We start from the raw sequence: 20,883 nt of genomic DNA, 5'->3' as shown, positions 1-20,883 counted from the left end.
TGGCGGGGGCCGGAATTCCGGCCCTTCCCCGTACGTTGATCCGGTCGTCGCCCCGATTGGAGACGAGACCGCATGTTCCTGTCCCACCGCACCCCCCAGATGCCGACCCCCGAGCAGGCGCTGCCCGGCCGCCCGGAGCCGGCGTTCACGGTCCCCGACCGTCACACCGTCCTCGGCAACCCGCTCCTGGGCCCCTACCCCGAGGGCCTGGAGACCGCCGACTTCGGCCTGGGCTGCTTCTGGGGCGCCGAGCGCAAGTTCTGGCAGCTCCCGGCGGGGGTCTGGACGACCCTGGCCGGCTACCAGGGCGGCTACACGGAGAACCCCACCTACGAAGAGGTCTGCTCGGGCCTGACCGGCCACACGGAGGCCGTCCGCGTCGTCTACGACCCGAAGACGATCTCCTATGAGGAGCTCCTGAAGACCTTCTGGGAGTCCCACGACCCCACGCAGGGCTTCCGCCAGGGCAACGACGTCGGCACCCAGTACCGCTCGGCGATCTACACCCACACCCCCGCCCAGGCCGAGGCCGCCGAAGCCTCCCGGGCGGCCTACCAGCGGGTCCTGACGGCCTCCGGCCACGGCACGATCACCACGGAGATCCTCCCGGCCCAGGGCCGCCCGTTCTACCCGGCCGAGGCGTACCACCAGCAGTACCTGGACAAGAACCCGGCGGGGTACTGCGGAATCGGCGGCACGGGCGTGTCCTGCCCGGTCGGCGTGGCCAAAGCGGACGGGTGACGGCCGGCGGCTGACGGCTGAGCGCGGGCTCGGGAATTCGCAGGACGGGCGCCGGTCTTCCCGGGGTCCTCGGGATTGCCGTCCACCCGTCAGCCGGTGAGCGCCCCGTCCCCGAGGCCCAGGTGGTGGCGGAACGCCTCGCGTCCCTCGTCCGTCAGCCGTACGACGCGGGAGCCATCGGCGGGTGCGAGCCAGGTCTCCCGCAGGGCGTGACGGAACACGGCCGCCGCCACCGCGCCCGCCAGGTGCGGGCGCCGTTCGGTCCAGTCCAGGCACGTGCGCACGTGCGGTGCCGGGTCCTGGGCGATGCCCAGGACCCGCAGCCACGCGCGGCTGGACGGCGTGAGGGCCGGGCCGGACTCCCGGCTCAGCAGCGCCCGCGCGGTCATGGCGTCGGTGATCGCCACGGCCAGGGAGCCTCCCAGGTGGTCGTAGCAGACGCGGGCGAAGCCCATGGCGCGGTGCCTGCGGGCGGCGGTGAGCGAACGGACCGGGACGAGCCGGTGCGGTGCCCGTGCCGCCAGGGCCTCGATCATCTCGGCGGCGCCGGAGTCCGCCAGCCGCACGTACCGGTGCCGCCCCCTGCGCTCCTCGGTCAGCAGCCCTCCGGTCACCAGCCGGTTCAGGTGGCCGGTGGCCGTCGAGGGCGCGACGCCGGCCAGCCGTGCCAGTTCCGTCGCCGTCCAGGCGCGGCCGTCGAGCAGCGCCAGGCAGAAGGCGGCGCGCGTGCGGTCGGCCGGCAGCGCGCCCAGGGAGGCGATGTCGGGTTCCTCGGCGTGGGCGGCCTCACGGACGTCCTCGGAACCGGTCACGCCGTCAGTGTCGCCGACGGCCGCCGCCGACGTTTCGGCGTGTGCCGAAACGTTCCGCTCCTAGCGTCGTGCGCATGACGACTGACACCCACCGAGTGGTCCGGCCGAGCATCCTGTACTTCGGCACGCCCGTGGTCCTGCTGACCACCGAGAACGACGACGGCTCCGCCAACCTCGCCCCGATCTCCTCCGCGTGGGCGCTGGGGCAGCACGTCGTGCTGGGCCTGGGCCGGGAGAGCCAGACCGCGCACAACCTCGCGGCGCGTCCGGAACTGGTGATCAGCGTGGCGTCGCCGGAGCTGTGGGAGCGGGTGGAGCGCCTCGCACCGCTCACCGGCGCCCACCCCGTGCCGGAGAGCAAGCGGGCGGTCTACCGGTACGAGCGGGACAAGTTCGCCGCGGCCGGATTCACCCCGGTCGCCTCGGACCTGGTGAGGCCGCCGCGCGTCGCCGAGTGCGCCCTGCAGCTGGAGGCGCGTGCCCAGGCGCTGACACCGGGCGGGGCGGGCCTGTTCTTCAGTGTCGAGTGCGAGGTGCTGCGCGTCCACGCCGACGAGCGCATCGTCGTGCCGGGCACGCAGCACATCGACCCCGCCGTGTGGAGCCCGCTCATCTACAACTTCCGCCATTACCACGGCCTCGCCCCGGAGGTCGGCCACGGTTTCCGCTCGGAGACGGCGAGGGTCACGGCGGGCGCCGCCTGACGGCCGCCCCGCGGCGGCCGGCGCCCGTCTCCGAGCGGGTCCCGGACGTGGCGCTCCGGGGCACGGGCGTCAGCCGCCGCTGCCGTACGGCCTGGTGAGGAGTTCCAGGCGGTGGCCGTCGGGGTCGTCGAAGTAGACCCCCCGGCCGCCGTCGTTGTGGTTGATCTCGCCGGGCCGGCGGTGGAACGGGTCCGCCCAGTACGCCGGCCCCGCCTCCCGGACCCGGGCGAAGATCGCGTCGAACTCGTCCTCCGAGACCAGGAAGGCGTAGTGCTGGGGCGTGATCTCGCCGTCGGTGTCCAGGTAGTCGAGGGTCACGCCGTTGGGGATCCCGACCGGGAGGAAGGGGCCGTAGGGCGGCCCCACCTCCAGGCCGAGGAGGCCGGCGAGGAACCGCGCCGACGCCTTCTTGTCGCGTGCGGCGACGATGGTGTGGTTCAGCTGGACGGTCATCGTGCGGGCCTCCCTGCTTCCGGCGCGCGGCCGTCGGCTCACGGCCGCCGGCCGCACGGCTGGGTGCGGCCCTGCCCACGCCAGGCGGCCCGTCCCCGCCCCACCATCCGTCCTCCGGCGTGACCGGACTCCGCCTTCCGTCCTCGGTCTCCGGTCACGCCGACGGCGGGCGGGCCTGCGGGCGGTCCCGCGTCAGATCGTCGCCGTGTCGATCACGAACCGGTAGCGGACGTCGCTGGCGAGCACCCGCTCGTACGCCTCGTTGATCTCCGACGCGGCGATCAGCTCGATCTCGGCACCGATGCCGTGCGCGGCGCAGAAGTCCAGCATCTCCTGGGTCTCGCGGATGCCGCCGATGCTGGAGCCGGCGAGGGTCTTGCGGCCGCCGATCAGCGAGAAGAGGTTGAGGGAGACCGGCTCCTCCGGGGCGCCGACGTTCACCAGGGCGCCGTCCGTCTTCAGCAGCCCCAGGTACGCGCCGAAGTCGAGCGGGGCCGAGACCGTGGAGAGGATCAGGTCGAAGGTGCCCGCGAGCTGCTCGAAGGTGGCCGGGTCGCTGGTGGCGTGGTAGTGGTCGGCGCCCAGCTTCAGGCCGTCGTCCTTCTTGCGCAGGGACTGCGACAGGACGGTCACCTCGGCACCGAGAGCGTGGGCGATCTTGACGCCGAGGTGGCCGAGGCCGCCCATGCCGACGACGGCGACCTTCTTGCCGGGGCCGGCGTTCCAGTGCTTCAGCGGGGAGTACGTGGTGATGCCGGCGCACAGCAGGGGCGCGGCCTCGTCCAGGGCCAGCCCGTCGGGGATGCGGACGACGTAGTTCTCGTCGACGACGATCTTCTGCGCGTAGCCGCCGTGGGTGGGCTGCCCGTCCTTGCCGATGGCGTTGTACGTCATCACGGCGCCCTCGACGCAGTACTGCTCCAGGCCCGCCTTGCAGTATTCGCACGTGCGACAGGAGTCGACCATGCAGCCGACGCCCACCCGGTCGCCGACGGCGAACCCGGTCACGCCGGAACCGACCTGGGAGACCACGCCCGCGATCTCGTGACCGGGGACCATCGGGAAGATCGCCTCGCCCCAGCCCTCGCGGACCTGGTGGATGTCGGAGTGGCAGATACCGGCGAACTTGATGTCGATCAGGACGTCGTACGCACCGACCTCGCGCCGCTCGATGGTGGTGCGCTCCAGCGGAGCCTTGGCGGCGGGGGCGGCGTACGCGGCAACAGGGGTGGTCATGCCGGGGTCTCCTAGCAGAGGTGGTGCGTGCCCGGCTGCCTTTCCGCCGGGCATGGCGTCCAGCCTGCCAAAACGGCCGGGACCCACCCAGACCACGGCTTTGCCTACGTTCGCCGTGCGTACCACTGGCGGGGTCAGACTGCCGTGTGTGCGACCGTGAATACTGGATATATGGACGCACAGCCCGATCCACCCGTTCCATCCGCTCCACCCGTTCCATCCGCTCCACCTGATGCATCCGTTCCACCTGATGCATCCGTTCCACCTGATGCATCCGATGCACCTGATGCATCCGATGCACCTGATGCACCTGATGCACTTGATGCATCTGAGGCATCAGATCCGGCCGCTTCCGTGCGCGAGGCCGGTGGGGGCCTGGACCGGCGTGCCGAGCTCAGCGAGTTCCTGCGCTCCCGGCGGGCCCGGCTGAAGCCCCAGGACGTGGGGCTGCCGGCGTACGGGCACCGCCGCCGGGTGCCGGGGCTGCGCCGGGAGGAGCTGGCGCAGCTGGCCGGGGTGTCGGTGGCGTACTACACACGCCTGGAGCAGGGCAACGGGCAGAACGTGTCGGCGGAGGTGCTGGACTCCATCGCCCGCGCGCTGCGGCTGAGCGACGCCGAGCACGCGCACCTGACGCATCTGGCCAAGCCGAAGCAGCACAAGAGGAAGGCGGCGGCGCGCACGCGGCAGGTGCGGCCCGCGCTGCGGCACCTGCTGGACTCCCTCGACGGTGTGCCCGCGTACATCACGGGTCGGCGCACCGACGTCCTGGCCTGGAACCGGGCGGCGGCGGCCCTCTTCGGCGACTGGGACGAGCTGCCGGCGCAGGAGCGGAACTGGGCGCGGCTGGTGTTCCTGCGGCCCGCCTACCGCGAGCTGTTCGTGGACTGGGAGCAGAAGGCGTCCGACGTGGTCAGCTATCTGCGCATGGACGCGGGCTGCCATCCGGACGACCCGCGGCTGGCGGCCCTGGTGGGCGAGCTGTCCGTGAAGAGCGAGGAGTTCCGGCGGCTGTGGGCCACGCACGACGTGAAGGAGAAGAGCTACGGGGTGAAGCGGCTGCGGCATCCGCTGGCCGGTGAGCTGACCCTGTCGTTCGAGACGTTCCAGCTCGTCGACGACAGCGAGCAGTCCCTGATCACGTACCACGCCGAACCGGGCTCCCCGTCGGCCGAGGCGCTGCGCCTGCTGGCGAGCTGGGGGGCGGACGCGACGCGCTCGGGGGCGGGGACCGCGGCGCCGGCGCCCTAGGTGTGCCGTCCCGGGACGTCGATGACACGCGGACGGCCTGTCCGGAACCCCGGGAGTCCCGGGGCCCGGACAGGCCGTGCGCTCACGGTCCGTCCGCCGCGGCCCGCGTACCTACGGACCTACGGGCTTACGGACGTACGGGCCTGGGTGCGTGCCTACTTGCCGTAGTACGCGTTGTAGATCGACAGGGTCGACTTGTTGCCCTTCTTGTCGGCGATCTTGGCGTGGAAGGAGATCGCCTTCCCCTTCGCCGGGTTCTTGACGGTGATCTTGCCGCCCTTGACGGTGACCCTCTTCCAGTTCTTGCCGTGGTCGTACGACACGTACACCAGCAGCGACTTGAGGTTGCCGCCCTTGGCCGCGCCCTCGACGGTGACCGGGACGACGGCCGTCTTGCCGGCCGGGGCCTTGCCGTCCAGGCCGGTGGCCGCGTCGAAGCGGACCGTGGAGGCGGGCAGCTGGGTGGTGTCGGCGGTGCGCTTGGAGCGGAAGGTCCAGCTCGCGTCGATGCGGGTGGAGGCCGCCGCGACGCGGGCGCTGCGCTGGACGGACGTCGTCAGCCGGTACTCGGCGTCGCCCGCCGGGACCTCGAAGGCCTCCTCGCCGAAGAGCGGGTCCTCGTTCGAGCCGATCTTGGTGCCGTTGCGGTAGAGGGTGGTGACGGCCGAGGTGAAGTCCGACGAGCCGGCGTGGGTCTGGCCGTCGGCGAACAGCGGCAGCTCGCCGTAGAGGTGGTTCTCCTCGCGGAAGATGCCGTAGTCCGCGCTCAGGTGCGGGCCGAAGACCGCCGTGTTGAAGGTCTTCGTGTACGACCGGCCCGCCCGGAAGGTCTGCGGGGCGCCCAGCGTGTAGACGGCCTCGACGACCGGCCAGCCCTCGGCGTCCCGGCCGTTGTACTGCTCGAAGTCGAACGACCACTTGATCTTGTCGGACGTCGACAGGTACAGCGTGCGCGCGCCGGGCAGCTTCTGCTCGACGGCGTTGCCGAAGACGATGTCCTCGGGGAACTCGCCCAGGGGGGTGAGGCCGCCGGTCTTGCCGGGGGCGGTGGCGCCGAGGTTGTTCTTCACCCGGGCGAGCTCGCTCGCCTTGAAGTGCCGGACCTTGTCGCCCTGGAGCTTCCTGACCGTGGCCGTGGTGGCCACGTCGTACTCGGTGTCCTCGCCCTTGGTCCACTGGCCGTACCAGGTCTGCTGGAGACCGTCGGCGACCTCGGGGCCGACGTGGGCGATGCGCAGGTCGGCGAAGGAGCCGAGGCCCAGGCCGGCGCCGCCCGCCGGGTCGTAGTAGTAGCTGACCATCGCGGACAACTGCTTGGCCTTGGCGTCCGGGATCGTGATGCGGGCCGGCTTGGCGGTGCGCGCGTCGAGCGTCACCGTGGTGTTCCTGGTGACGTTCAGCTTGGGCTGCACCAGCCAGTCGACGCCGCCCGCGAACGACTCGACGTCCTTGGTGATCCAGGCGTCCAGCAGGTACGTGCCCTTGACCACCCGCACCGTGGCGGTGCCGGCGGCCGGGACCTGGTAGAAGCGGCCGTCGCCCAGGCCGCCGTAGCCGCCGAGCATGGTGTTGTGCCGGTCCGTGGGCCGGCCGTCCCGGCCGATGTGCTTGACGGTGACGTCGTAGGACTCCACCTCGCGCTGCACCGCCGCCGCCGTGCGGACGGTCTGCCCGCCGCCGGTCGCCGTGACGTACGCCGAGTAGGCGCCGTCGAGCGTGCCGCCCAGCCGGGTGTCGGCGGTGAGGCCGACGGAGGCCGTGCCGCCCGCGGGGACGGTGACCTTGTCCGCGTCCGCCTTGAAGAAGCCGGCGGGCGCCGGGCGTCCCTTGGGGTCGAGGGCGGTCATGGAGAGGGTGAGCGTGACGTCCTCGGTGCCGAGGTTGCGGTACGTCAGCTGCTTGGTGACCGGCTTGTCGTCGGTGTGCGGCCACTGCTGCACGCCGAAGCCGACCGACACCGGGTCGGCGACCACGGTCTGCGCGGCTGCCTTGTCGACCTGGATGCGGCCGGAGCCCTGCTCGAACGGGGTGTACTTCCCGCTCTTGGCCGAGCCCGTCAGCGCGCCCTTCAGCTCGGCGTACGTCCAGTCCGGATGCTGCTGCTTGAGGAGCGCGGCGGCGCCCGCGACGTGCGGGGTCGCCATCGACGTACCGGAGATGGTGACGTACCCGGCCGGCTTCTCGCCGACCTCCTGGGCGATGACGCTGTTCTTCGCGGAGGCGGCGGTGATGTCGACGCCGGGCGCGGTCACGTCCGGCTTGAGGGCGCCGTCCATGCCGGGGCCGCGGCTGGAGAAGTCCGCGAGCCGGTCCTTGTCGTCGACCGCGCCGACGGTCAGGGCGGAGGCGGCGCTGCCCGGCGAGCCGACGGTCTGGTCGCCGAACTCGCCCTCGTTGCCGGCGGCGATGGCGAACAGGATGCCCTTCTGCTCGGAGAGCTTGTTCACCTGCGCTTCCAGCGGGTCGATCTCGGGGGTGTCCATGCCGCCCAGGCTGAGGTTGACGATGTCGGCGCCCTGCTCGGCCGCCCACTCCATGCCGGCGAGGATGCCGGAGTCGTCGCCGAAGCCGTCGTCGCTGAGCACCTTGGCGTTGAGCAGCTTGGCGCCGGGGGCGACACCCTTGTACTTCGGGCCGGCGCCGGCCGCGATGGAGGCGACGTGCGTGCCGTGGCCGTACTTGTCGGTCGCGTCGGGCGAGACGGAGAAGTTCTTCGAGGCGACGACCTGGTTCTTCAGGTCGGCGTGGGTGGTGTCGACGCCGGTGTCCAGGACGGCGATCTTGATGCCCTTGCCGTCGTAGCCGGCGGCCCACGCCTTGGGCGCGCCGATCTGCGGCACCGACGTGTCGAGGCTGGCCTTGCGGACGCCGTCGAGCCAGACGTGCGCGATGCCGGAGGCGGTGCTGTCGCCGTCGGTGACCGCGTCCCACAGCTCGGGGGCGTCCTCGTGCGGGGTCTGCACCGCGTCCGCGTTGAGGGACTTCAGGGTGCGGCGCACGGTGCCCGCGTCGCGGACGTCGGCCTTGGCGCCGGCGGCGGCCCCCCGGTAGCCGACGATGACCTTCAGGCCCTTCTTCTGGGCCTTGCGGGTGGCGGACTCGGTGAGTTCGGTGACGTCGAACAGACGCTGGTCCAGCTTGCCGTCGGCGACCAGGCGGGCGGCGTCGGCCGGGACGACGAGCGTGTGCCCGTCGGTCCTGCGTATCTGGACGGGTATGTGCTCACGGCCCTTCGCCCGCTCCAGGCCGGTGACCCGGCCCTTGGCGTCCACGACGACCCGGTCGCCGGTGATCAGCGTGACGCGCTGCTGTCCGGTGACCGAGGCCCGGGCGGCGGCACCGGCCGTCGTCCCCTCCCCCTGTGCCGCGGCCGGGCCGGTCATGCCCGCCGCGAGGGCCACGGCCACCGCCGTGGCGACGGTCGCCCCGCATGCTCTCTTCACTTGTCTGCGCAAGTTTCCCCCTTGCAGAAGTACCGGGCGGATATCCCCGTTCACCCGGCCGGGGGTGGTCTCGCACACACGTGCACCCCCCGGAAGGGGCAGTATGCCGAGGGGTGATCAGGCACTCAAGGGAAAAGGGGCCGATACGAGGCGCGGCAGGGCAATCGCCTGCCAACTGTTACGCAATCGACGGGCGGCGTTACATCACCGCGAACTTCGTTACATCGCCGCCGGATTGGGCCGCACGGCCCACCACGCGATCGGGCCGTGCGGCCCACCACATGATCAGGACGTGCGGCCCACCACGCGATGGGGCCGGGCGGTGCGAGGGCGTCAGATCGCCGAGCCCGCCTTCCACTGCTCCCAGCTCATGTTCCAGCCGTTGAGGCCGTTGTCCGGGGCGATGGTCTTGTCGCCGGTGTTCTGGACGACGACCACGTCACCGATGAGGGAGTTGTTGTAGAACCAGGCACCCGGCGTGTTCGGGTCGTTGGCGCCCTTGGTGTCGGACAGGCCCACGCAGCCGTGGCTGGTGTTGGCGCTGCCGAAGATGGACTTGGCACCCCAGTAGTTGCCGTGGATGAAGGTGCCGGAGGTGCTCAGACGCATGGCGTGCGGCACGTCCTTGATGTCGTACTCGCCCTCGCCGTCGTCGTCGGTGAAGCCGACCGTCGCGCCGTTCATCCGGGTCTCCTTGAACTTCTCGGAGATCACCATCTGGCCCTCGTACGTCTTGTTCTCGGGCGAGCCGGCGGAGATGGGGATGGTCCGGACGACCTTGCCGTCCTGCGTGACCTTCATCTGCTTGGTCTGCGCGTCGACGTAGGAGACCTGGTTGCGGCCGATCTTGAAGGTGACCGTCTTCTGCTGGACGCCGTAGACGCCGTCGGCGCCCTCGACTCCGTCGAGCGCCAGCTTCAGGGTGACGGTCGAGCCCTCCTGCCAGTAGTTCTCGGGGCGGCAGTCCATGCGGTTGGCGTTGAACCAGTGGCAGGCGACCTCCTGGCCGCTGGTCGTGCTGACCGTGATGCCCTTCTGGACGGCGGCCTTGTTGGTGATCGCCTTGTCGAAGTTGATCGACACGGGCATGCCGACGCCGACCGTGGTGCCGTCGTCCGGGGTGAAGGTGCCGATGAAGCTGTTGGCCGGGGAGACCGTGGTGAAGGACGCGTTCTCGTGCGCGGCGCGGCCCTCGGAGTCCGTCGCGGTGGCGCTCACCTTGTAGGTGGTGGCCCGCTCCAGCTGGCCGGTGGGCTTCCAGCTCTTCTTGTCGGCGGATATCTGGCCGCTGACCTCGGTGCCGTCGGTCGTGACCATCTTGACCTGCGTGAGCGTGCCCTTGCGCACGGTCACCGTGGCGGAGTTGTTGATGGAGGCGTTGGACGAGCCGTCCTTGGGGGTGATCTCGATCTGGGCCTCGGACGTCTTCTCGGCCGCCGCCTTGTCGACCGTGGCCTGCGAGGAGCCGTCGCTCCCACCGGAGGCGCCGTCGTCGCCGCCGGAACAGGCCGAGAGCACCAGCACACCGCCGAGCAGTGCGGACGCGGCCGCCAGGCCCTTGCGCCGCCTACTGTTGGTCATCACACGCTTCTCCATCGTTGCCGATTCCCGGAAAACCCCGGGATACCCCGTCACAAACGTCCAACGTTACGACCGGTTCGCCCGGTTCCACATCCCTGGTATGTGTGGGACACACCACGTCCCCTGTCGCGTCCGCCGCACCCCCCGGGACGGTGCGGGCGCGGCCCGTACATCCCCGGAGACGACGGGCCCCCGGACGGCGGTTGCCGCCCGGGGGCCGCGTCCTCCCCCCGCCGCGTCAGCCGGCCGTCCTCCGCACGCCGTCCGCGTCTTCCGCGTCCTCTACGTCCGCGTCTTCCGCGTCTTCCGCGTCGTCCTGCCCGCCATCATCCTCGTCGAGGTCCCACTCGGGCGAGTCGGGGTCGTAGTCGATTCGCTCACTGCTCCACGAGGCCTGCTGGAGTTCGATCCCCGGCACCTCGCTGACCAGGTCGAACGGGTCCACGAGATAGGCCAGGGCCTCCGCGGTGTCTTCCGTCACTGCGTTCTGCGCATGCGTCTGCTCCTCGCCGGGCATGTCGGGGTCGCCGGCGATCCGCTGCAGCGCGGCGCCGGTGACCGCCTCCTCGTCGTCCACCGCGAGGACGAGTTCCACGCGAAGGCGCAGAAAACGTGATGTCTCTGGAGTGCTCATGTGCGGAGCGTACGGCCGTCGGCTCCCGTGACTTTCCCGTGACCCGCGCCTTTCACTAACATCGCCCCACACGGCCAATTCGCCAGCGCCACAAGGGGATCGATATTCCGTGTCATCCGCTCGCCGTTCGTTGCTGACCGCCACCGCCGCGGGCAGCCTGCTGTGCGCCCTGTGGTTCGTCCCGTCCGCGAACGCGACACCGGACGACCCGGCGCTGCAGGCGTCCTCGGCGACCCCGTCTTCGCAGGTCACAGAGCAGGCTCGGGTCACCACCGTGGCACATGCGACGACCACCGGCGAGGAGGCCCGGCTGGCCGACACCGGCAGCTTCGACAGCACGCCGTACGTCGTCGGCGGCACGCTCTTCCTCACACTCGGCGCCGGGTTCGTCGTCTACTCGGTGCGCCGCGAACGCCTGGGCACGTGAGCGACTTGACGGACCTTTGACTCACCCCGCCGGCCCGGAACCGGCGGCCCTTTTCTCCGGAGTCGTCCCTCCGGAGTCGTCCCTCCGGAGTCACCGTCCGGAGTCACCGCCCGGTGTCACTCCGGCGAGTGCCGCCCCCGGAACCGGCGGCGCTCCCCGTCCGCCCCCCGGGACGGCTCGTCCGCGAGCCGTACGACGGGGTCCTCGGGCCCCTCGCGGCCGGCGACGACCGGCCGGGTCGCCCGCTCGGCCTTGGCGCGGTACTGGGCGGCGTCGGCGAGCCGGAACAGCCGGCGGGCGGAGACCACGGGCCCGATCGGGTCCTCGGTGGAGGCGACCCCGCAGGCCACACCGTCACCGAGCTCCATCTCGGCGGCACGGCGGCACAGTTCGTCGGCCGCCTTGACCACCGCGTCGGCGGGCGGCCCGACCGCGAGCAGGCAGAACTCGTCGCCGCCGAGGCGGGCCGCGAGCGCGCCCGGCACCATGGCGCCGCACAGCGACAGCACCGTCCCGAAACGCTCCAGGAGCCGGTCGCCGGTCGCGTGCCCGCAGGTGTCGTTGACCCGCTTGAGCCCGTTGAGGTCGCAGACGACGAGGCTGACGACGACCCCCTCCCGGCGGTGCCGCTCGATCGCCTCGTCCAGGCGGGCGTCGACGGCGCGGCGGTTGGCGAGCCCGGTGAGCGCGTCGGTGAACGCCAGCCGCTTCACCTCCTCCAGCCGCTCGGTCTGGGCGATGCCGGCGGCGGCGACGGAGGCCAGGACGGTGGCGAAGTCGGCGTCGGCCCGGGCGAAGAGGGGGGCGCCGGCCGGGCGGGCGACGTACAGCTCGCCCCAGGCCCGCCCGTGCAGCACGATCGGCGCGACCACGCAGCAGCCGCGTCCGCGGCGGCGCAGGGCGGCGACGCGCTGGTGGACGTAGCCGGGGCGTCCGGCGGCCGGGCCTTCGGCGGTCTCCACCCAGGCGCCGGGCTCGCCGCCCCCGGCCCAGCGTTCGTGCAGAAACTCGGTGATCTCCGCGAACTGGTGCACCGGGTAGGACTCGTCGTCCGGGAACTCCTCCTCGCCGTCCACCCGCTCCCCGACGTTCACCAGGACGCGCAGCCGGCCCAGCTCCCGCTCCCACACCGACAGCGCGGCGAAGCTCCCGCCCAGCGCCCGGCACGCCCCGGTGGCCGCCGCGCGCCACGTCTCACGGGAGCTGCGCGCCGCCGCCATGCCCTGTGCCAGCGCCACCACGGCCGCGAGTCGGCTGTCCTCACCACCCATCACTCCAGGCTAGGGAGGATCGAGACAAACCGGGACATTGATGCGGCGAACGGGGATCACCCGCCCCCTTTCCCCCTCCCCGGCCACTCACTACGCCCCTCTCCTCCCGTTCCTCCGGTTCCTCCCGTTCCTCCGGTTCCTCCTCCCCCTCCTGTCCCTCCTGTCCCTCCTGCCCTTTCCGTCACTCCCCCGGCCACCGCGGCGCGCGCTTCTCGTTGAACGCCGCGACCCCCTCCGCCCGGTCCCCCGAGAACGCCACCGTCCGCCACGCCGCGTCCTCGATCTCCAGCCCGGCCCGCAGGTCCAGCCCGTGTCCGAGCCGCAGCGCCTTCTTGGCCGCCCGCAGCCCGACGGGCGAGTTCGCGGCGATCCGGGACGCCAGCGCCAGCGCCTCCTCCCGGTCCCGTCCCTCGTCCACCAGCTGGTCGACGAGCCCCAGCTCCGCCGCCTCCGCGGCCTGGACCCGGCGTGCCGTGAAGACCAGCTCGGCCGCCCGGGCCGCCCCCACCCGCCGCGGCAGCAGCTGCGTCCCGCCACCGCCGGGGATCACCCCGACGGACACCTCGGGCAGCCCCACCACGGCCGTACGGTCGGCGACGATCAGGTCGCACGACAGCGCCAGCTCGAACCCGCCGCCCAGCGCGAACCCGTGCACGGCCGCGATCGCCGGCACCGGCAGCTCCAGCACACCGGTGTACGCCGCCCGCGCCACGGGCCGCTGCCGCAGCAGGTCGGCGTCGCTGAAGGAGTTCCGCTCCTTCAGGTCGGCCCCGACGCAGAACGCCCGCTCGTGCGTCGAGGTCAGCACCACGGCCCGTACGTTCCGGTCGCCGCCCAGCGCCGCGCAGGCGGCGGTGAGGGACCGGGCCATCTCGGTCGAGACGGCGTTCATGGCCTTCGGCCGGTCGAGCGCGAGCTCCGCGACATGCCCGTCCGCATGCCGCCGCACCAGGACGAACTCCCCGAACCGCTCCTCGCTCATGACACCCTCCGGTTAACGCCAGTTAACAAGACCGCTTCCGATCATCGCAGGGCCGGCCGCGCGGGGGAAGGCGGGACGCCCGGTTCCCGCCCCACCGCCCGCGTACCCGTTCGAGTGACAGTCCGCCGACTTCCGCTCGCCCGCGCCCGGGGAGCGCATAGCGTGCGCTCGCCACGGCGCACCGGGGGGTGTGCGCTCCGGGGAGGGAACACGATGACGACGGACACACCGGCCACACCGCACCACTGCCCCGGTTCCGGGACGGCACCGCCCCCGCCGGACGCCGCGGTGCCCCGCCCGTGGGGGCCACGCGGCCGTCACCGCCGGCCGCCCCGCCCCCGCAGGCTGCTGCTCGGCGCGGGCGGCCTCGCGCTGGCGGCCGGCGCCCTGAGCCTCGTACGCATCGTCCCGGACCCGGGCACGGGCGGCTCCGATACCGCGCAGGCCGCGCCCTCGCACCCGGTCACGGACCCGGCTCCGGTCACGGCCCCGGTGCCGGGCGGGGGAACCGCGCCGGGCGCGGGCCGGCCGAGCCCCTCGGCGACCTCCGCCATGGGCGGCTTGCGGGCGTCCACGGCCCCCGGCCGCACACCGGCCCCCGCCCCAGACGGCACCACGCCGGACGCCGGGAACACCGGGGACACCGGGGACACCGGGAAGGGGACGACCATCCCCCACCTTCCGAACACCCCGAACGGACCGGACGGACCGGACGGACCGGACGGGCCGAGCGCCCGGGGCCCCTCCGCGGCACCGGGTGAACCGGACGGCGCGCGGCCCCCGGCCCCTCGCCCGCCGCACTCGGAGCTCCCCTCGCCGCGTCCCCCGTCCGCTCCGGCACCGGCCCCGCCCCGCCCCACGCCGTCCCCGGAGCCGGACCGGCCCGGTCTGTGCGTACCGGTCATCGACCTGTGCCTGGACTTCCGGGGCGGCGACGACTGACGGGCCCCGTGGCCCCCATGGCCCCCGGCCTCATAGCCCCCATAGCCCCCGGATCCATAGCGCCCATAGCCCCCGGACCCGTAGCCTCCGCAGCCCCGGACCCGTAGCCTCCGCAGCCCCCGGAGCGTGCGACGGCCAGGGAAGGGACGGCAGGAACGGCAGGGACGGCGCTAGGACTCCCCGCCGCGCCGGTTCAGCAGCCACGGCTCGACCACGCCGAGCCCGCGCACCGGCCGCTGCCACATCGGCTGGAGGGCGAAGCGGTACGCCGGCGGCTCCGTGCCCTCCTTCTCCGCGGCGGCGGCTTCCTCGGCCGCCTGCGCCTCGGAGGCCGGGGCGTCCCCGGTGCGGATGAGCTCCTGGGCGAAGGCGCTGTCGACGAGGACGGCGTCGCGGGGGGCTATGGAGGTGAGCCGGGAGGCCAGGTTCACGGTGGTGCCGAAGACGTCGCCCATGCGGGTGGTGACCGTGCCGAAGGCCATGCCGACGCGCAGCTCCGGCATCGTCTCGTCGTTCGCCAGGGTCTCGATGAGGCGCAGGGCGATCTCGGCGGCCGTGCCCGCGTCGTCGGCGGCGTACAGCACCTCGTCGCCGAGGGTCTTGATGAGCCGGCCGCCGCGTGCCGCCACCAGGTCGGCGGCGGTGGTCTCGAAGGCCTCGACGAGCTCGCCGAGTTCCTCCTCCTCCATGCGGCGGGTCAGCCGGGTGAAGCCGACCAGGTCGGCGAAGGCGACGGCCAGGCGCCGGTCGACCATCTCCTCGTCGTCGGCGGCCTGCACGACGCGGCCGGTGGCGGCGGCGAGCTGGCGCCGCCAGACGTAGACGAGGAACTCCTCCAGCTCCGGCAGGAGCAGCTCGATCAGGGGATACGTGACCTCGGTGCGGGTCATGCCGGGCTCGGGCGGCTCGGTCAGGCCCTCCAGGAAGGAGTCGATCTGCCATTCGGCCAACCGGGCGGTGGTCTGCCCGGTGGAGCGGGCCACCTGCACGGCCATCGCCTCGCTGAGCAGGCCCGCCTCCACCAGACCGGCCAGGCGCCGCAGGGCCAGCACGTCGGCCTCGGTGAGCGCCTTGGCCTGCCCGATGTCGGCGAAGCCCATGGCCCGCCAGAAGCGGGAGGCCAGCTCCATGGAGACGCCCGCGCTGCGGGCCGCCTGGAAGGGGGTGTAGCGGCGCTCCGCGCCCAGGATGAGCTGTTCGAGGCGGAGCGCGAGCGGGTCCTCTCCGGGGTCGGCGGGGCGGGGTTCCCCCCGGCCGTCCCCGGCCGTGCCGGAGCCCGTGTCGTCGACGGTCACGCCTGCTGCCCTTCCGATCTGCCGCGGTCAGGTACCGACCGGCCCCAACTTTACGTCAGGTGTGCGCCAGCTCACTCCCGCAGCCCGGGCGGCCCGCGCACCCCTCGGAGCCCCGGACGGAAGGGGATCTCAGGCGGGCCGCAGATGGACGATGTCCCCCGCGCCCACCGGCTCCTGGACGCCGTCCTCCGTGGCCAGCACCAGCCTGCCGTCCCCGTCGACGGCGACGGCCTCCCCGACGACCGCCCGGTCGCCGGGCAGCTCGGCCCGCACCCTGCGGCCCAGCGTCGCGCAGCCGGCGGCGTACGTCTCCTGGAGGCCGCACGCGGCGGGGTCGCCGTCCGCGGCCCGCCACCGCCCGTACCAGTCCTCCAGCGACCGCAGCACGCCCCGCAGCAGCGGGTCCCGGTCGGTGTTCACCGCCCCGGCCAGCGCCAGCGACCCGGCGTGCGGCACCGGCAGCTCGTGGGCGCGCAGGGTGACGTTGAGGCCGACGCCGATGACGACGCCGTCGGCGCCGGCCCGCTCGGCGAGGATGCCGCCGGCCTTGCGCTCCTCGCCGCCGACGGTGACCAGCAGGTCGTTGGGCCACTTGAGCGCGGTGTCGACGCCCGCCGCCCGGGACAGGCCGGTCGCCACGGCGACGCCGGTGAGCAGCGGCAGCCAGCCCCAGCGGGCCGGCGGGATCTCGGCGGGGGCGAGCAGGACGGAGAAGAAGAGGCCGGAGCGGGGCGGTGCCGTCCACTGCCGGTCCAGGCGGCCCCGGGCGGCGGTCTGCTCCTCGGCGACGAGGACGGCGCCCTCGGCGGCCTTCCCGGCGGCGGCGCGGGCGGTCAGGTCGGAGTTGGTGGAGCCGGTGCGCTGCACCACCTCCACCTCCGTCCACAGCCCGCCCTCCCGTAGCAGCCCGCGCCGCAGCGCGGCGGCGTTGAGGGGCGGGCGGTCCAGGTCGGACCACCGGCTGCTGTTTCCGTCTGATGCATCTCGCGGCGTCATGCAAGCCACCCTAGGTGTGGTAAACGCCGCACTGCCGATCGGTAGGCACCCCACTACGCTGCGGATGAGTAACCGAACCCACTTTTGAGCAGGCAGGGAGCCGCGTCCCGATGTCCGAGCCGGAAGAGCTGCAGCAGCCTGACACCCACACGACCGCGGGCAAGCTCGCGGACCTCCAGCGCCGTATCGAGGAAGCCACGCACGCCGGTTCGGAACGCGCCGTCGAAAAGCAGCACGCCAAGGGCAAGCTGACGGCCCGTGAGCGGATCGGCCTGCTGCTCGACGAGGGGTCCTTCGTCGAACTGGACGAGTTCGCCCGGCACCGCTCCACCCACTTCGGCCTGGAGAAGAACCGCCCGTACGGCGACGGGGTCGTCACCGGCTACGGGACGGTCGACGGGCGCCCGGTCGCCGTGTTCTCGCAGGACTTCACCGTCTTCGGCGGGGCGCTGGGCGAGGTCTACGGCCAGAAGATCGTCAAGGTGATGGACTTCGCGCTGAAGACCGGCTGCCCGGTCATCGGCATCAACGACTCCGGCGGCGCCCGCATCCAGGAGGGCGTGGCCTCCCTCGGCGCGTACGGGGAGATCTTCCGCCGCAACACGCACGCCTCCGGGGTGATCCCGCAGATCAGCCTGGTGGTCGGCCCGTGCGCGGGCGGCGCGGTGTACTCGCCCGCGATCACCGACTTCACGGTCATGGTCGACCAGACCTCGCACATGTTCATCACCGGCCCCGACGTCATCAAGACCGTCACCGGCGAGGACGTCGGCTTCGAGGAGCTGGGCGGCGCCCGCACCCACAACACGGCCTCGGGCGTGGCCCACCACATGGCCGGCGACGAGAAGGACGCGATCGAGTACGTCAAGCAGCTGCTGTCGTACCTGCCGTCCAACAACCTCTCCGAGCCCCCGGCGTTCCCGGAGGAGGCGGACCTCTCCGTCACCGACGAGGACCGCGAGCTGGACGTGATCGTCCCGGACAGCGCCAACCAGCCGTACGACATGCACGCGGTGATCGAGCACGTCCTGGACGACGCCGAGTTCTTCGAGACGCAGCCGCTGTACGCGCCGAACATCGTCACCGGCTTCGGGCGGGTGGAGGGCCACCCGGTCGGGATCGTCGCCAACCAGCCGATGCAGTTCGCCGGGTGCCTGGACATCAAGGCCAGCGAGAAGGCGGCCCGCTTCGTGCGCACCTGCGACGCCTTCAACATCCCGGTGCTGACCTTCGTGGACGTCCCCGGCTTCCTGCCGGGCGTCGGCCAGGAGCACGACGGCATCATCCGCCGCGGCGCCAAGCTGATCTACGCCTACGCCGAGGCGACCGTCCCCCTCATCACGGTCATCACCCGCAAGGCGTTCGGCGGCGCCTACGACGTCATGGGCTCCAAGCACCTGGGGGCCGACCTGAACCTGGCCTGGCCCACCGCGCAGATCGCGGTCATGGGCGCGCAGGGCGCGGTCAACATCCTGCACCGCCGCACCCTCGCCGAGGCCGAGGCGGCCGGCGAGGACGTCGAGGCGGTCCGCGCCCGGCTGGTGCGGGAGTACGAGGACACCCTCCTCAGCCCCTACGTCGCCGCCGAACGCGGCTACGTCGACGCGGTGATCATGCCCTCGGACACCCGCCGCCACATCGTGCGCGGCCTGCGTCAGCTGCGCACCAAGCGGGAATCCCTCCCTCCGAAGAAGCACGGCAACATCCCCCTGTAGGCCCGCGGACCCCTGGGAGCCGTCATGAACATCAAAGTCGTACGGGGCAACCCGACCCCGGAGGAGCTGGCCGCCGCCCTGGCGGTGGTCCGGGCCCGCGCCGCGGCGGCGGACGCCACGCCGCCCGGCGCGCCCGCCCCCCGCGCCCCCCGCGCCTCCTGGTCCGACCCGGCCCGCCTGGCCGCCCGCCGCCTGCCGCAGCCGGGGCCGGCCGCGTGGGCGCGCACCTACTGGCCGGGGGCGTGATCCGCTAGAGCACGGCCGCGACGGCTTCGGCCATCACCGCGTACCCGGCGTCGTTGGGGTGCAGGTGGTCGCCGAAGTCGTACGCCGGCCGCAGCCGGTCCGTGTCCGCCGGGTCGGCCAGCAAGCGGGCGAAGTCCACGACCGCGTCGTAGGCGCCCGCGGTGCGGATCCACTCGTTCACCTCGTGGCTCACCTTGGCGGCGTGCTCGCCCCAGTGGTCGGAGCCGCCGAAGGGCACCAGCGTCGCGCCGATCACCCGCAGGCCCCGCTCCCCGGCCTGCCGTATCAATCCCTGATGACCGGCGATCAGTTCGTCCGCCTCCACGACGGGTGCCGGCTTGTACGTCGGCTGCTCGTCCGTCTCGCCGAAGCCGATGTCGTTGACGCCGATCAGGACGGCCAGGGTGTCCACGCCGGGGTGGGCGAGGACGTCCCGGTGGAGGCGGTGGAGCGCCTTCTCCCCGTACCAGGCGGAGTCGTGGAGCAGCAGGTTGCCGCCGATCCCGGCGTTGAGGACGGGCCGTCCGGTGCGGTCGGCGAGCGCGTCGGACCAGCGGCGGCCGGCGTTCGGGGTGGAGCCGAAGCCGTCGGTGAGGGAGTCGCCGAACAGGGCGATGCCGTCGGTGCGCCCGGCGTCGGTCTCGACGGCGGTGAGGAAGTACCAGGACTCGGTGGTCTCGACGAAGCCCGTGCCGTGCTCGTCCGCCAGCAGGTCCCCGGCGCCCCGGTAGGCGGTGGTGAAGGCCTGGGCGTGGAAGGTGGCGGGTCCGGTCGCCGCGTCGAAGAACAGGGTGACGGTGACCGGGTCCCCGGCGGCGACGGCGAGTGCGGCCGGATCGCTGACCAGGTCGCCGCGCGCGGGCAGTTCCGCGCCGCGCTCGCCACCGAAGGTGAGGGGCGTGAGCGAGCCGGCCGCCACCGCGGCCCCGGTGGCGGTGCGGCCGACGGTGGCGCCCGCGATCCGCACCGGGGAGGTGCCGTACGCGTTCGAGAGCCGGACGCGGACCCGTCCGCCGCCGGCCGTCAGGCGGACGACCTGGCGCAGCGACTGGCGCCAGAAGCCCTCGCGGGACCGGTTGGGGGTGAAGCCTTCGCTGGGGAGCTGGGGTGACGCGGTCCAGGCAGTGGTGAACATGACGACCCACCCTTTCCAAACGGGATTGGAGTTCCTTTAGCTTAACGGAACCGAAGACCCTTTTACTCCCGTGTCCGCAAGTTGAGTACGCGTACTCAGGCGCCGCCCCGGACGGCCGCCGGACGATGGCAGGCATGCTGTGGTCCGACCCCGAGAACGAACCGCCCGAAGAACTGCGCGAGGCGCAGGGGATGGTGCGGCGGATGGGCGTTCTCCTGGCGCTGGCCATGGTGCTCGCGATGATCGTGATCGGAGTGAGGTGAGGCGTCCGGGCGACGCCGATACGCTGACCGCATGACAGATCAGCCGCGCCGCCGACTCGTTCTCGCCTCCCAGTCACCCGCCCGGCTCGGCCTGCTCCGCCAGGCCGGACTCGCCCCCGAGGTGATCGTGAGCGGCGTCGACGAGGACGCCGTCACCGCCCCCACCCCCGCCGAGCTCGCCCTCGCCCTCGCCGAGGCCAAGGCGTCCGTCGTGGCCGCCAGACCCGAGGTGCAGGGCGCGCTGGTGATCGGCTGCGACTCCGTGCTCGACCTGGACGGCCGGGCGCTCGGCAAGCCCGCCGACGCCGAGGAGGCCACCGCCCGCTGGAAGGCGATGCGCGGCCGGGTCGGCACCCTGCAGACCGGCCACTGCATCCACGACACCGCCAGCGGCCGCTACGCCTCGGCCACCGCCTCCACCGTCGTCCGCTTCGGCGAGCCCAGCGACGAGGAGATCGCCGCCTACGTCGCCTCGGGCGAACCCCTCCACGTCGCCGGGGCGTTCACGCTCGACGGCCGCTCGGCCCCCTTCATCGACGGCATCGACGGCGACCACGGCAACGTCATCGGCATCAGCCTGCCGCTGGTCCGGCGGCTGCTCGCGGAGCTCGGCGTGCCGATCACGGACCTGTGGGCGCCGGCGGGGAACTGAGGGACGCGCCGCCGTCGCCCCCGCCGCCGCCGGGCCCGGCGGCGGCCGGCCCGGCCGGTTGGGCTGATTCGGCTGAGTAGGCTGTTTCGGCTGATTCGGTCGGG

At 72.8% G+C, this 20,883-nt stretch carries 20 protein-coding genes; 9 read left to right on the top strand and 11 right to left on the bottom strand.

Annotation, left to right across the window (positions count from 1 at the left end; translation table 11 throughout):
- The first annotated feature begins 72 nt into the window (after positions 1 to 72).
- Positions 73 to 741, top strand: coding sequence for a peptide-methionine (S)-S-oxide reductase MsrA (gene msrA / locus ABZ340_RS20020; RefSeq protein ID WP_358783120.1), 669 nt, complete (start codon positions 73 to 75; stop codon positions 739 to 741).
- An 89-nt stretch (positions 742 to 830) separates the two neighbouring features.
- On the opposite strand, the gene ABZ340_RS20015 is transcribed toward msrA, so the two are convergent.
- The gene (locus ABZ340_RS20015) at positions 831 to 1,553 is read right to left on the bottom strand and encodes a helix-turn-helix domain-containing protein (RefSeq protein WP_358783119.1); all 723 of its coding nucleotides are present in this window, start codon (positions 1,551 to 1,553) and stop codon (positions 831 to 833) included.
- 74 nt (positions 1,554 to 1,627) lie between these two features.
- On the opposite strand from ABZ340_RS20015, the gene ABZ340_RS20010 reads away from it, so the two are divergent.
- Positions 1,628 to 2,257: a flavin reductase family protein gene (locus ABZ340_RS20010; RefSeq protein ID WP_358783118.1), complete on the top strand. Its 630-nt coding sequence runs from the start codon at positions 1,628 to 1,630 to the stop codon at positions 2,255 to 2,257.
- Positions 2,258 to 2,326: 69 nt separating this feature from the next.
- On the opposite strand, the gene ABZ340_RS20005 is transcribed toward ABZ340_RS20010, so the two are convergent.
- Together ABZ340_RS20005 and ABZ340_RS20000 are read right to left on the bottom strand one after the other, a co-directional pair.
- Positions 2,327 to 2,710 (bottom strand): VOC family protein, encoded by a 384-nt coding sequence (locus ABZ340_RS20005; RefSeq protein ID WP_358783117.1) that lies wholly within the window; start codon positions 2,708 to 2,710, stop codon positions 2,327 to 2,329.
- 192 nt (positions 2,711 to 2,902) lie between these two features.
- Complete coding sequence (locus ABZ340_RS20000; RefSeq protein WP_358783116.1) at positions 2,903 to 3,946, bottom strand: NAD(P)-dependent alcohol dehydrogenase; 1,044 nt, start codon at positions 3,944 to 3,946, stop codon at positions 2,903 to 2,905.
- A gap of 354 nt (positions 3,947 to 4,300) precedes the next feature.
- On the opposite strand from ABZ340_RS20000, the gene ABZ340_RS19995 reads away from it, so the two are divergent.
- The gene (locus ABZ340_RS19995; RefSeq protein ID WP_358783115.1) at positions 4,301 to 5,197 is read left to right on the top strand and encodes a helix-turn-helix transcriptional regulator; all 897 of its coding nucleotides are present in this window, start codon (positions 4,301 to 4,303) and stop codon (positions 5,195 to 5,197) included.
- A gap of 155 nt (positions 5,198 to 5,352) precedes the next feature.
- On the opposite strand, the gene ABZ340_RS19990 is transcribed toward ABZ340_RS19995, so the two are convergent.
- The 3 genes from ABZ340_RS19990 to ABZ340_RS19980 form a co-directional block, all read right to left on the bottom strand.
- Complete coding sequence (locus ABZ340_RS19990; RefSeq protein ID WP_358783114.1) at positions 5,353 to 8,652, bottom strand: S8 family peptidase; 3,300 nt, start codon at positions 8,650 to 8,652, stop codon at positions 5,353 to 5,355.
- 321 nt (positions 8,653 to 8,973) lie between these two features.
- Positions 8,974 to 10,221, bottom strand: coding sequence for an Ig-like domain-containing protein (locus tag ABZ340_RS19985; RefSeq protein WP_358783113.1), 1,248 nt, complete (start codon positions 10,219 to 10,221; stop codon positions 8,974 to 8,976).
- Positions 10,222 to 10,459: 238 nt separating this feature from the next.
- A complete protein-coding gene (locus ABZ340_RS19980; RefSeq protein WP_358783112.1) occupies positions 10,460 to 10,855 on the bottom strand; it encodes a hypothetical protein in 396 nt (131 codons plus the stop codon).
- A 109-nt stretch (positions 10,856 to 10,964) separates the two neighbouring features.
- Between ABZ340_RS19980 and ABZ340_RS19975 the strand changes: the two genes are divergently transcribed.
- Positions 10,965 to 11,282, top strand: coding sequence for a hypothetical protein (locus ABZ340_RS19975; RefSeq protein WP_358783111.1), 318 nt, complete (start codon positions 10,965 to 10,967; stop codon positions 11,280 to 11,282).
- A 116-nt stretch (positions 11,283 to 11,398) separates the two neighbouring features.
- Here the strand turns inward: ABZ340_RS19975 and ABZ340_RS19970 are convergent, their stop codons facing one another.
- Together ABZ340_RS19970 and ABZ340_RS19965 are read right to left on the bottom strand one after the other, a co-directional pair.
- Positions 11,399 to 12,502, bottom strand: coding sequence for a diguanylate cyclase (locus ABZ340_RS19970; RefSeq protein ID WP_358783197.1), 1,104 nt, complete (start codon positions 12,500 to 12,502; stop codon positions 11,399 to 11,401).
- A 232-nt stretch (positions 12,503 to 12,734) separates the two neighbouring features.
- Positions 12,735 to 13,535 carry an enoyl-CoA hydratase-related protein gene (locus ABZ340_RS19965; RefSeq protein ID WP_358783110.1) on the bottom strand — a complete coding sequence of 267 codons (801 nt, stop codon included), beginning with the start codon at positions 13,533 to 13,535 and terminating at the stop codon, positions 12,735 to 12,737.
- A gap of 213 nt (positions 13,536 to 13,748) precedes the next feature.
- Here ABZ340_RS19965 and ABZ340_RS19960 point away from each other — a divergent pair, with 213 nt between their 5' ends.
- Complete coding sequence (locus ABZ340_RS19960) at positions 13,749 to 14,477, top strand: hypothetical protein (protein WP_358783109.1); 729 nt, start codon at positions 13,749 to 13,751, stop codon at positions 14,475 to 14,477.
- Positions 14,478 to 14,647: 170 nt separating this feature from the next.
- Here the strand turns inward: ABZ340_RS19960 and ABZ340_RS19955 are convergent, their stop codons facing one another.
- The gene (locus tag ABZ340_RS19955) at positions 14,648 to 15,772 is read right to left on the bottom strand and encodes an adenylate/guanylate cyclase domain-containing protein (protein WP_358783108.1); all 1,125 of its coding nucleotides are present in this window, start codon (positions 15,770 to 15,772) and stop codon (positions 14,648 to 14,650) included.
- A gap of 129 nt (positions 15,773 to 15,901) precedes the next feature.
- On the bottom strand, positions 15,902 to 16,768 hold the full coding sequence (locus ABZ340_RS19950; RefSeq protein ID WP_358783107.1) for a biotin--[acetyl-CoA-carboxylase] ligase: 867 nt from the start codon (positions 16,766 to 16,768) through the stop codon (positions 15,902 to 15,904).
- A gap of 110 nt (positions 16,769 to 16,878) precedes the next feature.
- Between ABZ340_RS19950 and ABZ340_RS19945 the strand changes: the two genes are divergently transcribed.
- Both ABZ340_RS19945 and ABZ340_RS19940 read left to right on the top strand, forming a co-directional pair.
- The gene (locus tag ABZ340_RS19945) at positions 16,879 to 18,483 is read left to right on the top strand and encodes an acyl-CoA carboxylase subunit beta (RefSeq protein WP_358783106.1); all 1,605 of its coding nucleotides are present in this window, start codon (positions 16,879 to 16,881) and stop codon (positions 18,481 to 18,483) included.
- A 24-nt stretch (positions 18,484 to 18,507) separates the two neighbouring features.
- The gene (locus tag ABZ340_RS19940) at positions 18,508 to 18,729 is read left to right on the top strand and encodes an acyl-CoA carboxylase epsilon subunit (RefSeq protein ID WP_358783105.1); all 222 of its coding nucleotides are present in this window, start codon (positions 18,508 to 18,510) and stop codon (positions 18,727 to 18,729) included.
- A 4-nt stretch (positions 18,730 to 18,733) separates the two neighbouring features.
- On the opposite strand, the gene ABZ340_RS19935 is transcribed toward ABZ340_RS19940, so the two are convergent.
- A complete protein-coding gene (locus ABZ340_RS19935) occupies positions 18,734 to 19,864 on the bottom strand; it encodes an SGNH/GDSL hydrolase family protein (RefSeq protein ID WP_358783104.1) in 1,131 nt (376 codons plus the stop codon).
- 134 nt (positions 19,865 to 19,998) lie between these two features.
- Here ABZ340_RS19935 and ABZ340_RS19930 point away from each other — a divergent pair, with 134 nt between their 5' ends.
- Both ABZ340_RS19930 and ABZ340_RS19925 read left to right on the top strand, forming a co-directional pair.
- The gene (locus ABZ340_RS19930) at positions 19,999 to 20,127 is read left to right on the top strand and encodes a hypothetical protein (RefSeq protein WP_358783103.1); all 129 of its coding nucleotides are present in this window, start codon (positions 19,999 to 20,001) and stop codon (positions 20,125 to 20,127) included.
- A gap of 31 nt (positions 20,128 to 20,158) precedes the next feature.
- The gene (locus ABZ340_RS19925; RefSeq protein ID WP_358783102.1) at positions 20,159 to 20,779 is read left to right on the top strand and encodes a nucleoside triphosphate pyrophosphatase; all 621 of its coding nucleotides are present in this window, start codon (positions 20,159 to 20,161) and stop codon (positions 20,777 to 20,779) included.
- The last annotated feature ends 104 nt before the right edge of the window (positions 20,780 to 20,883 follow it).

This window comes from Streptomyces sp. NPDC006134, from assembly GCF_040628835.1.
In the GTDB taxonomy this organism is placed as follows: domain Bacteria; phylum Actinomycetota; class Actinomycetes; order Streptomycetales; family Streptomycetaceae; genus Streptomyces.
The sequence above is the reverse complement of the archived record's forward strand: the minus strand, read 5'-3'. Positions and strand labels throughout refer to the sequence as shown.

Bases quoted from the DNA above. Each gene is read 5' to 3' on its own strand.
- ABZ340_RS19930 (WP_358783103.1), top strand. From the start codon at position 19,999: ATGCTGTGGTCCGACCCCGAGAACGAACCGCCCGAAGAACTGCGCGAG.
- ABZ340_RS19935 (WP_358783104.1), bottom strand. From the start codon at position 19,864: ATGTTCACCACTGCCTGGACCGCGTCACCCCAGCTCCCCAGCGAAGGC.
- ABZ340_RS19950 (WP_358783107.1), bottom strand. From the start codon at position 16,768: ATGACGCCGCGAGATGCATCAGACGGAAACAGCAGCCGGTGGTCCGAC.
- ABZ340_RS19960 (WP_358783109.1), top strand. From the start codon at position 13,749: ATGACGACGGACACACCGGCCACACCGCACCACTGCCCCGGTTCCGGG.
- ABZ340_RS19970 (WP_358783197.1), bottom strand. From the start codon at position 12,502: ATGGCGGCGGCGCGCAGCTCCCGTGAGACGTGGCGCGCGGCGGCCACC.
- ABZ340_RS19940 (WP_358783105.1), top strand. From the start codon at position 18,508: ATGAACATCAAAGTCGTACGGGGCAACCCGACCCCGGAGGAGCTGGCC.
- ABZ340_RS20010 (WP_358783118.1), top strand. From the start codon at position 1,628: ATGACGACTGACACCCACCGAGTGGTCCGGCCGAGCATCCTGTACTTC.
- ABZ340_RS19965 (WP_358783110.1), bottom strand. From the start codon at position 13,535: ATGAGCGAGGAGCGGTTCGGGGAGTTCGTCCTGGTGCGGCGGCATGCG.
- ABZ340_RS19925 (WP_358783102.1), top strand. From the start codon at position 20,159: ATGACAGATCAGCCGCGCCGCCGACTCGTTCTCGCCTCCCAGTCACCC.
- ABZ340_RS19985 (WP_358783113.1), bottom strand. From the start codon at position 10,221: ATGACCAACAGTAGGCGGCGCAAGGGCCTGGCGGCCGCGTCCGCACTG.
- msrA (WP_358783120.1), top strand. From the start codon at position 73: ATGTTCCTGTCCCACCGCACCCCCCAGATGCCGACCCCCGAGCAGGCG.
- ABZ340_RS19980 (WP_358783112.1), bottom strand. From the start codon at position 10,855: ATGAGCACTCCAGAGACATCACGTTTTCTGCGCCTTCGCGTGGAACTC.
- ABZ340_RS19945 (WP_358783106.1), top strand. From the start codon at position 16,879: ATGTCCGAGCCGGAAGAGCTGCAGCAGCCTGACACCCACACGACCGCG.
- ABZ340_RS20005 (WP_358783117.1), bottom strand. From the start codon at position 2,710: ATGACCGTCCAGCTGAACCACACCATCGTCGCCGCACGCGACAAGAAG.
- ABZ340_RS20000 (WP_358783116.1), bottom strand. From the start codon at position 3,946: ATGACCACCCCTGTTGCCGCGTACGCCGCCCCCGCCGCCAAGGCTCCG.